The following is a 14634-nucleotide window of genomic DNA, read 5'->3' as shown; positions in this document are numbered from 1 at the left end:
GATGAGTGCGATCTTTCCGGATCTGCTGACTGAAGTGCGCTCTTTCCGAGCGAAATACCCTGAAGTGCGTTATGTGGACTTGATTGCGCTGGATATTCCCGGGCACTTCTATGGCAAGCGCTATCCCATGGATATGCTTGAGAAAGTCGCAGCAGGGGCGCCGCTGAAGTTGCCTCAGAACTGTGTACTGCTGGGTACCCAGGGCGGCCTATACACGATTGGCGACTATTGCTTTGCCGATGGTGACCCGGATGCATCACGGCGCCTGGTGCCCGGTACGTTGAAACCGGTGCGCTGGGAAAAGGAAGTGATCGCGCAGATGCTGATCACGTCGGACGGCACCTCGACGCCTATCGAGTTCGAGCCCCGTGAAGTGCTGGCCCGTGTGATCGAACGCCTTGCCCGGCGTGGAGTACGCCCGGTGGTCGCCTTCGAACTTGAATTCTACCTGTTCGATCGCAAGCTCAAGGACGGCCTGCCACAATTCCCACGCGACACGTCGACCGATGATGAAGACGACCAGCCGAACATGCATATCGAACGACTGTCGCGTTTTTCGTCGGTACTGCACGAGATGGTCGATGTCGCCAACGAGCAGGGCGTGCCGGCGAACGTCATCACGGCGGAGCTGGGCCCAGGCCAATTCGAAATCAACTTCTCCCACAGCGATGATGCCCTGAGTGCGGCGGACTGGTCGGCGCTGTTCTGTCGCAGCACCCGCGGCGTTGCGATGAAACACGGCTATCGCGCCAGCTTCATGAGCAAGCCTTACCTGGACGCCCCGGGTAGCGGGATGCATGTGCATGTCAGCCTGTACGACGAGGCCGGAAACAACATCCTGGCAGGCTCTGAGCAGCGCAACCTGCGCCATGCGGTGGCGGGTTGCCTGGAATTGCTGCCCCATTGCATGCCGATCTTCGCCCCCAACCACAATGCCTATCGCCGCTACGGCGCGATGGTCAACGCTGCCAGCCTTGCGAGCTGGGGCTTTGAAGACCGAGATGCGTGCATTCGCATTCCCGAGTCCGACCCGCGCAACCTGCGTATCGAACACCGGCTGGCCGGCGCCGACGCCAACCCGTACCTGGTACTGGCGGCCATCCTGACGGGGATGGAGTACGGCCTGGATCGCGGCGTCGAACCCATTGCGCCGCTGAACGATAACCGCAAGAGCGGCATCGATTTCCCCAAGGACGCGCTGAGCGCAGTGGCTTCCATGCGTCACCATCCGGTGATCAATGAAGGGCTGGGCAGTGAGTTCGTGATGGTCTACTGCGAAAACAAGCGCCAGGAACAACTGGATTTTCTGAATGAAATCAATGCTCGCGAGTATCGCTGGTTTCTGTAAGTCCTGATGCTCACGTTACGCCGCACGCGCTAACCACAAGTTTGAATACAACTCGAAATATTGATTTGCCGGAGGATGATATGCCACGTGTGCCAGTTATCGGCATCACTGCATGCACCAGCGAAATTGAGCTGCATGCTACCCAGACCATCAGCGAGAAGTATGCCCGTGCTGCGAGCCAGGCGGCGTGCGGTTTGCCGATCGTGATTCCCAGTCTCGCCGACCTGATGGATACCGCCGACATCATTGACCTGGTGGATGGGCTGATCTTTACCGGCTCGCCGTCCAACATAGAACCGTTCCATTACAACGGCCCGGCCAGTGCGCCGGGCACCCGTCACGACCCCGCGCGTGATGCCACGACCTTGCCGCTCATGCGTGCGGCCATCGCTGCGGGTGTTCCGGTTCTCGGTATTTGCCGTGGATTTCAGGAGATGAATGTGGCGCTGGGAGGCACCCTTCACCAGAAAGTTCATGAGACCGGTTTGTTCATGGACCACCGTGAAGGCAAGGACGAGCCCATGGAAAAGCAATATGGCCCACGCCACAAGATGCATATACAGCCGGGCGGCATGATGGACCGCATGGGCTTGCCACCGATCATCGATGTCAATTCCATACATGGCCAGGGCATTGATGCGCTGGCGCCCGGGCTAAGGGTGGAAGCACGTGCACCGGATGGATTGGTGGAAGCGATCTCGGTTGAAAACAGCAAGGGGTTTGCCCTGGCCGTTCAATGGCATCCGGAGTTTCAGGTACTTGAAAACCCGCACTACCTGACGATCTTCCAGTCATTTGGAAAAGCCTGCCGGCAACGCTCGGTACTGCGCCAGCTGATGTTGAAGTCCGCCTGAATACTGGCCGTTCTCACTATAAAAAAAGTGCCCCCGCAGCCCGGCTGCGTATTTTGATGGAGATAAGTCGATGAGTGAAAAAAATTCGCAAACGCTGGCCTGGCAGGCGATGAGCCGTGATCATCATCTAGCACCCTTCAGCGATGTCAAACAACTTGCCGAGAAAGGCCCGCGCATCATCACCTCGGCGAAGGGCGTGTACCTGTGGGACAGCGAAGGCAACAAGATTCTCGATGGCATGGCTGGCTTGTGGTGCGTGGCCGTCGGCTACGGTCGTGACGAACTGGCCGATGTGGCCAGCAGGCAGATGAAGGAACTGCCGTACTACAACCTGTTCTTCCAGACCGCGCACCCGCCCGCGCTGGAGCTGGCCAAGGCGATTGCCGATGTGGCCCCGCAAGGCATGAGCCATGTGTTCTTCACCGGCTCCGGCTCCGAAGGCAACGACACCGTATTGCGTATGGTGCGCCATTACTGGGCACTCAAAGGCAAGCCGCAGAAGAAGGTGGTCATCGGTCGCGTTAACGGCTACCACGGCTCCACCGTGGCCGGCGCGGGCCTGGGCGGCATGAGCGGCATGCACCAGCAGGGCGGCCTGATCCCGGATATCGTGCACATCCCGCAACCGTACTGGTTCGGCGAAGGCGGCGACATGACCGAAGCCAAGTTCGGCGTATGGGCGGCCGAGCAGTTGGAAAAGAAAATTCTGGAAGTCGGCGAGAACAATGTTGCCGCCTTTATCGCCGAGCCGATCCAGGGCGCTGGCGGCGTGATCATTCCGCCGCAAACCTACTGGCCGAAGGTCAAGGAAATCCTCGCCAAGTACGACATCCTCTTCGTCGCCGACGAAGTAATCTGTGGCTTCGGCCGCACGGGCCAATGGTTCGGCTCCGACTACTACGACCTCAAGCCCGACCTGATGACCATCGCCAAGGGGCTCACGTCCGGTTATATCCCCATGGGCGGTGTGATCGTGCGTGACGAAGTGGCCAAGGTGATCAGCGAAGGCGGCGACTTCAACCACGGCTTCACCTACTCCGGCCACCCGGTAGCGGCGGCGGTGGGCCTGGAAAACCTGCGTATCCTGCGAGAAGAGAAGATTATCGAGCAGGTTCGCGAAGTGACCGCGCCGTATCTGCAAAACCGCCTGCGTGAGCTGGCTGACCACCCGCTGGTGGGCGAAGTGCGCGGCCTGGGCATGCTCGGAGCGATCGAGCTGGTGAAGGATAAGGCCACGCGGACGCGTTATGAAGGCAAGGGGGTCGGCATGATCTGCCGTCAGCATTGCTTCGACAACGGCCTGATCATGCGCGCTGTGGGCGACACCATGATCATCGCACCGCCGCTGGTGATCACCCTTGAAGAGATCGACGAACTGGTGGAAAAGGCTCGTAAGTGCCTGGACCTGACCTATCAGGCTATCCACTAAGACAGAGCACCTCGGCAGATTCATGCCGAGGTGCTCGCTTTACGCTCAGCCGCTGAAATGAAACACCCTTCAGCCCTTGATCTTGATTGCCACGCTTCGGTGATCCCACCGCCCACGCTGATGTCGAAGTGCGCTTGATTTGTGAAATTATTCATGTATTTTTTCATGAAAATAACTTGAACAATTTTACAGCTGCCCTTAACCATGGCCCACAAGCTCGCTTCACAGCATGCTGCTCGCGATACTGACATCCTGCCGAATCGCCCTCTGCACAGCGCTTTGAGGGGCGCTTGGTCCTGTCTCCTCTGCTGCCTACCCCTCAGTTTTCACAAAAATGTCGGCAGCTCCTGTGCTGGTTGATACGTATCTGGACCTTGCCCTGGATAATAAGGCGCAAGCATTCGCGTTATCGGCTTTTTGAGGCGTAGCGTAAGGGGCTTTGCAGCGCATGCAATTTTTTGATCTATGGGTTTAATTATGAAAATGCACGAAGAAGTTGAAGGCCTGGCAATACTTATTCGCGATTTGCGCAAATTCAAAGGCCTGACGCTAGGCGAGCTGGCTCAACGCATTGGTCGTTCGGTTGGCTTTCTTTCCCAGGTTGAACGGGGTGTGTCGCGCCCAACCGTGGCGGACCTGACGGCCATTAGCGAAACACTCGGTGTATCAACAGCCTATTTTTACAACCTGAATAAGCCACGCGACCTTAGCTGGGTAACTCGTCCGCATGAACGTCGTACGCTGTATTTCGGAGGTGGTATTACCGACGTCCTGGTCTCGCCCACGATAGCCGGTAGCTTCTCCATGCTGGACAGCCGCCTTGAACCTGGGGCAACCAGTGGTGACGAATATCTGGACGACAGTTCGGAGCAGGGCTGCTTCGTGCTTGAAGGTGAGCTGACCGTCTGGCTGGATGAAGGCGATCCCGTGACCCTCTACGCAAACGACAGTTTTCAGCTACAACCCCATGCCAGCTTCCGTTATGCCAACCTGACGGACAAGCTCACCCGCGTGCTCTGGGTATTCAATTGAGTTTGATCAGGCTCAATTTTTCATCGTGTTCGCGACCGTGCGAGAGAGGCATCAGCTTTATTTAGCGCTAATGGCTTCGTGGCTTTTCCACATTTCTGAAAATCCTAAACATAGGATTTCATTGATTTTTTTTGATTTCGTGCTTGACGCTCCAGCGGTAAAAACGTTTAATTCCGCTGCGGCCCAGATAGCTCAGTCGGTAGAGCAGGGGATTGAAAATCCCCGTGTCGGCGGTTCGATTCCGTCTCTGGGCACCACTACTTCTAAACCCCTGACTCCTATGGTTTCAGGGGTTTTCTGTTTTTAGCGACCGCAGCCAGCGCAGCAGGATAGCGATAGGTATCTGATGCAGCGCTACACCTGGCAACGGCCACATCGTTTCAACGGCGGGCTAGCACCCGCCGTGGTTAGTTGACTACTACAACCCAGGCTCAACGGACGCAGGGTGTTCAATCATGCTCAAGTTGAACGTATTCCAACATTTTCTGACTTCCATCAAGAATGTCACTACAGATTGCCTTGCGAGCTCCCGCGCCATCTCGTTTCTTGAGCGCGTCGAGCACATCCCAGTGATGGTCAATCGCCATGCGCTCGTTGAAGCTTCCATAGGCGCGAGCAATGAGCGGCCCAGTACGCATCCACAAGCCGTCCAGTAGGCTGGCAAGTACCGGCATGTCAGCGATTTCCGTCAAGCTGAAATGAAACTCGTGATTGAAGATCAATGCTGACGTCAAGTCATTGTCTTTAATCGCTGCGAGGTTATTTTGAATGCAGGTTTCCAGCCGCATCAATTGTTGCGGGGTCACTAACGAGGCAGCGGTCTCGGCTGCCAATCCTTCGAGCGAGAGCCGAATGCTTCTAATCTCCAGGTACTGCTTGGAGGTCAATACTGGGACGCGAATGTCTCTCGGTGTCTTGAGAACCAGAGCCTGCTCCTTCGCCAATTGAAGAATGGCATCCCGAACAGGCGTGACACTCGTACCCAATTGTTCAGCAAGGTCGCGTATGCGTAGCCGGTCGTTAGGCTGGAAGCGGCCGGTGATCAAAGCCTCTCGGAGCAAGCCATAGATACCGCTGCCAAGATAGGAGTGTTTTAGGTTCTCAATAGGGTAATTCATCGCGTACTCGTGTGCGGCACATGCCCGGCTGGATAGGGGAGGCTACCGGCAGCGATTATCGAGTAACTCAAACATGTTGCCCACCGTTTACGTGAATTTCCGCGCCATTGACATACGAAGCGCCGTGCGTGCAAAGGAAATGCACAAGTGCGGCGACTTCCTCGGGCTTACCCATGCGTTTCATTGGAATCGATCGCTCGACTATCAGCTCGGTGCCGGCGGATAGGATGGAGGTATCGATTTCCCCGGGAGCGATCGCGTTTACGCGAACACCGTGAGGCCCGAAGTCATGCGCCATCTCGCGAGTCAGGGCGGATAGCGCCGCTTTCGAGCAGGCGTAAGCGACACCTGCAAACGGGTGGACGCGCGAACCCGCAATGGAGGTGACGTTGATAACGGAGCCTTTTGCCCTCTTGAGCTCCTCAAAAAGCCCCTGAGCCAGCAGTGCTGTCGAGAAGATGTTCACATTGAAAACGTTCAGCCAGGTCGAATAGTCGGATTCCAAAACCCCTAGCCGCTCCCCATCTGAGCCTTTTGGTGAAATGCCTGCGTTATTAACTAGGGCATCCAGTCGGCCACCGAGCTTCTCCCTGATTTCCGGAAGTCTGCGCTGTACATCCTCCACGTTCCCGAGGTCGAGGTGAATGTGGTTGGCCATCCCTTCGGCCCATGGGCAGCCTTCGCCCAGATCCTGCCTCGAAGCGGTAAAGACTCGCCAACCCGCGGCACTGAAATGTTTCACGGTCGCGTGGCCGATGCCTCGGCTCGCACCGGTGAGAAGCAGAGTACGTTGATCGGTCATGACGGGATCCCTCTCATTGGTGAAAACGAGTGTAGCGCAAAATATGATGCATCATATTTATTGTGTGGTTTAATGGACTCTGTCCTCACCGGAGGAAGCGTCACATTCGATCGATTGCTGCCACTACAAGAAAACTGCCATCCCTTTAAAGCTGCCCACGACCCGTAGCTGACCTGGAGAGACGCATGAATAAGAAAATCGCAGCTGTACTTTTGCTTGGAACAATTGCAGGCCCGCTGAGTGCCGCTGAAAAGCTAACCGTGGTTTCCTTTGGCGGGAACAATCGCCAGGCTCAAGAGAAGGCGTTCTACAAACCCTTCACAGCCAAGAGCGCCACGGCCATCATGGCTGATGACTACAATGGCGAAATGGCTAAGATCAAGGTGATGGCCGACACCGGTAAGACCAGTTGGGATGTTGTGGAGGTCGAATCTCCTGAGCTCATCCGTGGCTGCAGTGAGGGGTTGTTCGAGCCCTTGGACTGGAGCCGGATAGGGAAGAAGGAGGATTTCATTCCTGCCGCTGTCAGCGACTGTGGCGTCGGCATTTTCATCTGGTCGACTGTGCTTACCTATGATCCCAAGAAGCTAGCCACTAGCCCGCAAGGTTGGGCCGACTTCTGGGACATAAAAAAATATCCCGGTAAGCGCGGCCTTCGTCGCGGAGCGAAATTCACGCTGGAGTTCGCGCTGCTTGCGGACGGAGTAAGCAACCAAGACCTCTACACGCTTCTCGGCACTGAAGCGGGTATTCAACGGGCTTTCAAAAAGCTCGACGAAATCAAATCCAACATCCAATGGTGGGATTCCGGCGCGCAACCTCTGCAATGGTTGGTAGCCGGTGACGTGGTCATGACCTCCGCCTACAACGGCCGTGTCACCTCTGCCCAGGAGGAAGGCCAGTCATTTGCAATGCAATGGAATGGAAGCCTTTACGACCTCGACCACTGGGCGATCGTGAAAGGGTCTCCGAAAAAGGAATTGGCAGAGCGCTTCATTGCTTTCGCTAGCGAGCCTGTTCAACAGAAGAATTACGTCGAAGCCATTCCCTATGGGCCCAGCAACACAAACGCGATGAGCTTGGTAGATAAACGTGTTGGCGAAAAACTCCCGACTGCACCCGAAAATCTAAAAAACGCCCGGGCTACCGACGCCGAGTTTTGGATCGATCATGGTGAGGATCTGGAGGAGCGATTCAACGCTTGGGTCAATAAGTGATGCATGGCGCCCTTGGAAACAGGGGCGCCATTCGAAAGCCGGATGAGGACGTGAGTCATGCCACTTGAAAATTTAGCTGTTGATGACAGCTTACTGGAAGCTGCTCCAGCTCTGGTCACTGATGCACAAGCGTCCGCAGTGCTCCAGCAGCAATTTGGTTTAAGCGGCAAGCTCGAAAAATTGGGCGGAGAGCGAGACCTCAATTTCCGCGTGGTTCTTGAAGACGGGTCATCTCGGTTGTTCAAGCTCTCCCATCCGCTTGAGAACCCCGATGTGGTCGACTTCCACAACCAGGCGATGCTAAGGATCGAACGTCGAGATCCCGATCTTCCGGTTCAACGCGTGCATCCGTCGCTTGACGGCCAGTACGCCACCTTTGTTGAGATTGATGGGCAGCACATGCTGGCCCGACTCCTGTCTTTTGAAGAGGGTATGTCCCTTCACTGCGTGGGTCGCACCACAACGGCGTTTCGCCGAGTCATTGGGCAGTCCATTGCTCGGCTTGACGTAGCGCTGGAAGGCTTCACTCATCCTGCCGCTGGGCATGCTCTGCTCTGGGACATGCAGCATGCCGCGCACCTTCGACCGCTCCTGACTCACATCGAGCCAGGTCAGGGGCGAAGCATCGTCGAGCAAAGTCTTGACCTGTACGAATCCGTCGTCTTGCCCCGGATCCCTCGGCTCCGAAAGCAGGTTATTCACAATGACACGAACCCGCACAACATTATCGTGGATGCCGAGAGCCCTAATGTCCTGCGGAGCATTCTTGATTTCGGTGACATGGTGTCCGCACCATTGGTGAACGAAGTAGCGGTTGCCGCTTCATACCACCTTGGGCAGGTCGGCGATGTCCTGGAGCCGGCATTGGATGTCATTGGCGCTTACCACCAACACAATCCGCTTACGCAGGATGAGTTGGCACTGCTGCCGGAGCTGCTCGCCACGCGGTTGGCATTAGCCCTTTGCATCAACTCATGGCGCGCCGAGCTCCATCCTGAGAATCGTGAGTACATCCTTCGAAACGCCCAGCGCGCGTGGGCAAATTTGAAGGCCATGTCGTCTCTGTCTCGATCTGAAATTGAAGATCGAATTTCTTCAGCGTGCCTGCGAGAGGTCAAAGCATGAGCATGATCAACGGTTTCACTTCAGAGGACGCAACACGGCTTTCGGAAACGGAACGACGCTTGATTGAGCGCCGCGAGCGTCTTTTGGGTCCGGCGTACCGTCTTTTCTACGAACGACCGCTCCATACCGTTCGAGGGGAGGGCGTTTGGCTCTACGATGAGCAGGGCCGTCGTTATCTGGATGCCTACAACAACGTCGCGTCCATCGGTCACTGCCATCCCCGAGTGGTTGAGGCAATGTATCGGCAGTCGCTTCTGCTGAACACGCACACCCGCTACCTGCAAGAGGGCATTCTCGACTATGCAGAACAACTGTTGGGCACATTCTCTGGTGACTTGGATCGAGTCATGTTCACCTGCACCGGTAGTGAAGCGAATGACCTCGCGCTTCGGATCGCCAAGCAGTACACAGGCGGTACCGGCGTCATCATCACCCAATTTGCCTACCACGGTGTAACTGGAGACATCGCCGAGCTTTCGCCGTCGCTCGGTCGCGGCATGGTGCTCCCGGAACATGTCCGTACCGTTCGCGCACCTGACGCTTACCGTCTGGGGGCCGAAAACGTGGCGTCGACTTTCGCCGCAGACGTACGTGCCGCGATCGATGACTTGAACGCGCACGGTATCCGTCCTGCGGCTATTTTGCTGGATGGCATCTTCTCCAGCGACGGTGTCCTGCCCGGGCCGGCTGGTTTCCTCGCTGAAGGTGTTGCATTGGCCCAGGCAGAAGGAATGCTGTACATCGCAGATGAGGTACAGCCAGGCTTTGCGCGTACCGGTCTGAACATGTGGGGTTTTTCGAGGCATAACGTGCGTCCGGATATTGTCACGCTCGGTAAGCCCATGGGTAATGGTCAGCCCATTGCCGGTATCGTTGGACGCTCTGAGGTAGTTGATGACTTCGGAAGGAACATGCGCTACTTCAATACGTTTGGAGGCAACCCCGTCTCGTGTGCCGCAGGCCAAGCTGTTCTGGACGTCATCCAGGAAGAACATCTGCAGCAGAGATCGCATGACATTGGCGGTTATCTGCTGGATGGCCTGACAAAGCTTGCGGAGCGCCATGAAATGATCGGTGACGTCAGGGGGGCTGGCATGTTCCTCGGTGTTGAGCTCGTCACTGACCGTGCGACGAAGCGACCAGCAGCCGAACAGGCTCGCAAGGTCGTCAACTCAATGCGTGAACATGGGGTGCTGATCAGTGCCGCCGGCCCGCTCGAAAACGTGCTCAAGATACGACCGCTATTGGCGTTTACGAAAGAGCATGCAGAGATTCTTATCGAGGCGGTCGATGTTGCAATGCAAGGGGTTCATTGAACCTATCGCGAGCTTTTCGAAGCGTGGCACGCCATCGAGCATCAGGCGGACGCTAAGGCGGGGCCGTGCTCGTTGCTTGACGAGTACGGTTACAGCTTGAAAACGTGATCAATCTGCTTGATCCACAAGCCGGACGTCATGCATCAGCTACCGAATCCAAAGCAGGCACTCGCAAACCTCGCCAAGTTAAGGTTTATAAAAACCCTCATTCAGGTGAAGTCGTCGAAACCAAAGGCGGGAATCATAAAACGCTGAAGGAGTGGAAGGCTCAATACGGTTCTGACACCGTGGAGTCTTGGCTCGCAACGTGATGTTGGTTTGTAAACATGAAGGGCCTTACGCAGGGCCCTTTTTTATTGCAGAGAAGGACTTCATTGCCCGGCGGATATCAAGTGAATGCAATAGCCGGCGTTCCGCCGAACTTTGAAGTGGCTGTTGTTACGGCTTAGGGATCAAGTAACTTTTAGTCGGGCTTCGCCAGTACTGACCGTTTCTACTTCGGCAGGCAGCAGCAGTGGGGTAGTAGCCGTAGTCATGTATTTGGGCATATGTTTATGCTCTTTTAGTTGTTGATTCTCTATCGTTTTCGCTCTCAACTATCGGCTTTTTTACTAGGCGAGAATTAATGGGCAAGCGGTGTGAAGTAGTGGTTCTCGGCTTAGGTGCCATGGGCGCTGCAACGGTTTATCAATTGGCGAAGGCCGGTGCGAATGTGGTCGGTATCGACCGTCATCACCCACCCCACAACTTGGGTTCCAGCCATGGCGATACGCGCATTACCCGACTTTCGGTAGGTGAGGGTGCGCAATACGTTCCCATCGTGCGCAATTCCCATCGCATTTGGCGTGAGCTCGAGGAACTGACGGGGGAGTCACTGTTCGAACAGTCCGGTCTGTTGGTACTGACCTCAAGCCCTGAGTTCGACCCAAACGATAAAACAGACTTCACCCAGCGCACCATTGGCCTGGCGCAGACCTATGGCATTGAGCATGAAGTGTTGTCCGCCGAGCAGATTCGCCAGCGCTTCCCGCAGTTCGCCAACGTGCACGATACCGCCATCGGTTACTTTGAACCAGGTGGTGGCTTCGTCCGCCCTGAGCGCTGCATCGATGTGCAGCTCAAGCAGGCCGAACAGAATGGCGCCATCCTGTATAAGGGCGAGACAGTCACCGATATCAGTTCGGACGAGAAGGGCGTTACGGTCATTACAAACCAGCGCACGCTGTTTGCCGATAAGCTTGTGATCAGCGCGGGCAACTGGATCGGTGGCTTGTTGGGCGAGCCGTTTGACAGCCTGCTCAGTGTCTATCGGCAGAAGCTTTTCTGGTTCGAGCTGGAGGAGAGCGCCGGGCTGGTGGGCCACTCACCGACGTTTATCCTCACCCACGGTCGTGGAGACGACAAAATCAACTACGGCTTCCCTGCGTTAACCGGCGAGGGCAGCCTGAAAATCGCCACCGCGCAGTACCACACTTCTTCATTGCCACAAACAATGGATCGTACGGTCTCGGCGGCCGAAGAGCAGGACATGTATGAGCAGCAGGTGCATGGCCGCATCTCCGGCGTTACCTCGAAGGTGGTCAAGTCGGCGGTCTGCGCCTACACCGTGACGCCGGATCGACATTTCATCATCGACGAGCATCCGTCGTTACAGCACACCTTGGTGGTGTCAGCCTGTTCCGGTCACGGCTTCAAACATTCCGCTGCACTGGGCGAAGCGTTTGCGCAGTGGTGTATGCGCGGCTCGACCGATTTGGATCTCTCATCATTCTCCCTGAAACGCTTCGAAGGAAAACTATCGTGAAACGTGTCGCTCTCTCCGTTGCACTGCTGGTTACTGCCATGGGTTCTGCCTATGCCGAAACCCTGAAAATCGCAGTGGTGCCTGTGCCCCATGCCGAGATCCTGGAATTTCTCAAACCTGAGCTGGCCAAGGAGGGGGTAACGCTGGATGTTAAAGTCTTCTCTGACTATATCCAGCCAGATCGGCAGACAGATGAAGGCTTGCTGGACGCCAATTACTTCCAGAGCAAGCCGTACTACGAGGCGTACAAAAAAGACCGCCCAAGCAGCGATCAGGTGCCAATTGTCGCCGTGCACGTCGAACCCTTCGGTGCCTACTCGAAGAAGATCAAATCCATCAGTGAGCTCAAGGATGGCGCTACCATCGCAATCCCCAACGATCCGACCAACTCCGGTCGTGCACTGCTGTTGATCGCCAAGCAAGGCTTGATCACCCTTAAAGATCCCGACAACATCATGGCGACGCGCCTCGACATCGTCAGCAACCCCAAACATCTGAAATTTCAGGAGCTAGAGGCGGCCATGTTGCCGCGCGTGCTTAACCAGGTCGACTTGGCATTGATCAAAGCCAACTATGCGTTGGAAGCAAAGCTTGAACCTCACAAGGATGCTCTGTTTATCGAAAGCTCGGAGTCACCATACGCCAATTACCTGTATGTACGTCGCGATCAGGCGAACGCCCCGGCGGTACTAAAACTCGGCGCTTTGCTTAATTCCCCCGAAGTTAAGAAGTTCATCCTTGAGCGCTATCACGGCGATGTTGTGCCTGCCTTCTAACGCACCAGCACTTGCCCTGTGTCATTACACCTGCTGGCTTTGCTCATGTCATGGCTCGTGTAAGGGGCATGTGTGGCAATGATTTGAAGAGTCCGACGATGGTACTTGGAAATCGGAAATGTGATGCGGGTGAGCTGTCGATTAACTGAATAAAGATTCGAGCTTTTCGGAGGCCACGTTGTCCCGTTTAGCTGACACGTCCTTTAGGTAGAAATCCATGAACTGGGTAACGCATCGAATCTCGCGTTTCCACACGTTCTTTTCGATTCCCTCGGAGGAATCAGCGGCACGGTTGCCTTGGAAAATTCTCCAGTTGGGGTTGATCGGCCAATCTCGGAAGTCCGTGGCCGGGTTTGCTAGGAAACGGGGTTTTGTGGAAAAGCGACCGGGGGTTAGGGGGTTAGTGGAAATGGACAAAGGTCGGCCATCCTTTCCTGACACATAATTTAACATAATATACATTATGAGTAAGTTTGTATTGAGGCCTCAGACCCATGGCAGGCTGCTTTTCAGCATGGCTCACAACAGCTTTGGCTCTCTGCTGGACTCCAGCAGGAATTCCTTCTGTGAGATTCCTAGGCGAACGTTCAACGGATCACGGCGGTCCATTTGTTGAAACATTGCCGATCAGCATGTGCGGGACATCGACCAGTTTGTCTTCATAGTCGAACCGATCGGCAACCGGACCTCCCGGGAATAACGAGCGTTCGTGAATACATTGCGATAACGCACAAGCCTTTTTTCTTGCTTGCTCAGCCCAATGCGCGATCTGGTAGCGTTGGCTTGGGCATTTATGTCAGCCAAAATGTTGCCAGCAAGTTGCAGCTTCCGGTACATCCTGGATGATGTTGTGATTCAGGTCTTAGTTTGGTTGCAACAGTCCTTTCGCTCGTGCTCATTCAGTGCTTGGGTACCAGATTCAGAGCATGCTGTTTTCGTTGATTTGTGGTTTGTAACCGATTAGTCGTGTTTCTGGCACGCGATCAAATGATGCCGTACTTGCTTGAAAAATGACGCGCATGTATAGGCTACCCCTAGCGCATCTGATGCATTAACCTGTTTCTATATACAAAAAGACTATAACTCAACTAAATGTCTATTTAGTTGAGTTACTTATTTATAAAATCCTGTGGCGTTCTTCCCCTGCCCTTACCGCACGAAAATCGCCACTACAGTTCCTTGCGCTATGATCAATCTATCTACGCTCAAAGTGAGAGTGCCATGCCGATTACACCTGTGGGTCAAAGGGTGCGTTTGTATGAGAACGATGAGCTGGATTCGGTACTTCAGGCGATGGCGCGACAGGCTGCGGCACTGTTACCACCCGCTCATGCCGTACTGATTGGTATCCAGCGCCGGGGCGAACCGCTGGCACAACGACTACAGCAACACCTTTCACGTCAGACCGGTTTGCCGGATTTACCTCTTTACCCGCTCAAGGTCAAACGTTATGCCGATGACCTCAAAGTGCTGCATACCCGCACGCAATTGACCGAAAATCCGCTTTTGGGTGCGCTGGACCTCTCCAACAGCACCCTGCTTGTTGTCGATGACGTGCTGTTTGAAGGCCATTCGCTCCTGCGTACGTGTGCGTACTTGGCGCAATTGGGGGCTCGTCGGGTTTACACGGCGGTGTTGGTCGATCGACATGTCTGTCAGCAACCGATTCATGCCGACATTGTCGGAGTGCATCTGCAAGTTGCGGCTACTGATATTGTGGAATGCAACGTCCCTCCTTACGAGTCGGCGTTTTGCATTGAAGTGTTGCGGCATGGGGCCGCCAACTGAAGGTGCGCTGCCTACGACTGCTCGG

At 55.3% G+C, this 14634-nt stretch carries 12 protein-coding genes, 1 tRNA gene and 1 pseudogene; 12 read left to right on the top strand and 2 right to left on the bottom strand.

The annotated features are described in order from the left end of the window. Window position 1 precedes the first annotated feature (1 nt). The 5 genes from IE038_RS02530 (at window position 2) to IE038_RS02510 (ending at window position 4920) form a co-directional block, all read left to right on the top strand. Window positions 2–1348 (top strand): glutamine synthetase family protein, encoded by a 1347-nt coding sequence (locus tag IE038_RS02530; protein WP_163939286.1) that lies wholly within the window; start codon window positions 2–4, stop codon window positions 1346–1348. Window positions 1349–1428: 80 nt separating this feature from the next. After that, entirely contained in the window at window positions 1429–2202 is a 774-nt protein-coding gene (locus IE038_RS02525; protein WP_189395059.1) for a gamma-glutamyl-gamma-aminobutyrate hydrolase family protein, read from the top strand. 70 nt (window positions 2203–2272) lie between these two features. Then, window positions 2273–3631 (top strand): aspartate aminotransferase family protein, encoded by a 1359-nt coding sequence (locus tag IE038_RS02520; RefSeq protein ID WP_189395058.1) that lies wholly within the window; start codon window positions 2273–2275, stop codon window positions 3629–3631. A gap of 477 nt (window positions 3632–4108) precedes the next feature. Then, window positions 4109–4663: a helix-turn-helix domain-containing protein gene (locus IE038_RS02515; protein WP_163939288.1), complete on the top strand. Its 555-nt coding sequence runs from the start codon at window positions 4109–4111 to the stop codon at window positions 4661–4663. Between the two features lie 181 nt (window positions 4664–4844). After that, window positions 4845–4920, top strand: a tRNA-Phe gene (locus IE038_RS02510). Window positions 4921–5112: 192 nt separating this feature from the next. Here the strand turns inward: IE038_RS02510 and IE038_RS02505 are convergent. Both IE038_RS02505 and IE038_RS02500 read right to left on the bottom strand, forming a co-directional pair. Further along, window positions 5113–5781, bottom strand: coding sequence for a GntR family transcriptional regulator (locus IE038_RS02505; protein WP_163939290.1), 669 nt, complete (start codon window positions 5779–5781; stop codon window positions 5113–5115). 67 nt (window positions 5782–5848) lie between these two features. Beyond that, the gene (locus tag IE038_RS02500; RefSeq protein WP_189395057.1) at window positions 5849–6583 is read right to left on the bottom strand and encodes an SDR family NAD(P)-dependent oxidoreductase; all 735 of its coding nucleotides are present in this window, start codon (window positions 6581–6583) and stop codon (window positions 5849–5851) included. Window positions 6584–6768: 185 nt separating this feature from the next. Here IE038_RS02500 and IE038_RS02495 point away from each other — a divergent pair, with 185 nt between their 5' ends. From IE038_RS02495 to IE038_RS02470, 7 genes and pseudogenes are all read left to right on the top strand, one after another. Further along, window positions 6769–7800 carry a polyamine ABC transporter substrate-binding protein gene (locus IE038_RS02495; protein ID WP_189395056.1) on the top strand — a complete coding sequence of 344 codons (1032 nt, stop codon included), beginning with the start codon at window positions 6769–6771 and terminating at the stop codon, window positions 7798–7800. A gap of 57 nt (window positions 7801–7857) precedes the next feature. Further along, on the top strand, window positions 7858–8925 hold the full coding sequence (locus IE038_RS02490) for a phosphotransferase (RefSeq protein WP_163939474.1): 1068 nt from the start codon (window positions 7858–7860) through the stop codon (window positions 8923–8925). Then, entirely contained in the window at window positions 8922–10241 is a 1320-nt protein-coding gene (locus IE038_RS02485; protein WP_163939476.1) for an aspartate aminotransferase family protein, read from the top strand. Before IE038_RS02490 ends, IE038_RS02485 begins: the two co-directional genes overlap by 4 nt. A 69-nt stretch (window positions 10242–10310) precedes the next feature. Continuing rightward, a pseudogene (locus IE038_RS24370) lies at window positions 10311–10552 on the top strand (histone-like nucleoid-structuring protein, MvaT/MvaU family); the annotation flags it as partial. Between the two features lie 314 nt (window positions 10553–10866). Further along, window positions 10867–12045, top strand: coding sequence for an N-methyl-L-tryptophan oxidase (gene solA, locus IE038_RS02480; RefSeq protein WP_163939478.1), 1179 nt, complete (start codon window positions 10867–10869; stop codon window positions 12043–12045). Continuing rightward, window positions 12042–12821, top strand: coding sequence for a MetQ/NlpA family ABC transporter substrate-binding protein (locus IE038_RS02475; RefSeq protein ID WP_189395055.1), 780 nt, complete (start codon window positions 12042–12044; stop codon window positions 12819–12821). The genes solA and IE038_RS02475 overlap by 4 nt, the downstream gene beginning before the upstream one ends. A gap of 1221 nt (window positions 12822–14042) precedes the next feature. Then, window positions 14043–14609, top strand: a complete 567-nt coding sequence (locus tag IE038_RS02470; protein WP_163939806.1) for a phosphoribosyltransferase family protein — start codon at window positions 14043–14045, stop codon at window positions 14607–14609. Window positions 14610–14634: the final 25 nt, after the last annotated feature.

Origin of the sequence: Pseudomonas laurentiana (genome assembly GCF_014648275.1) — a bacterium.
GTDB lineage: Bacteria > Pseudomonadota > Gammaproteobacteria > Pseudomonadales > Pseudomonadaceae > Aquipseudomonas > Aquipseudomonas laurentiana.
Note: the sequence above shows the minus strand (reverse complement) of the source record. Positions and strands in the feature narration are given on the sequence as shown.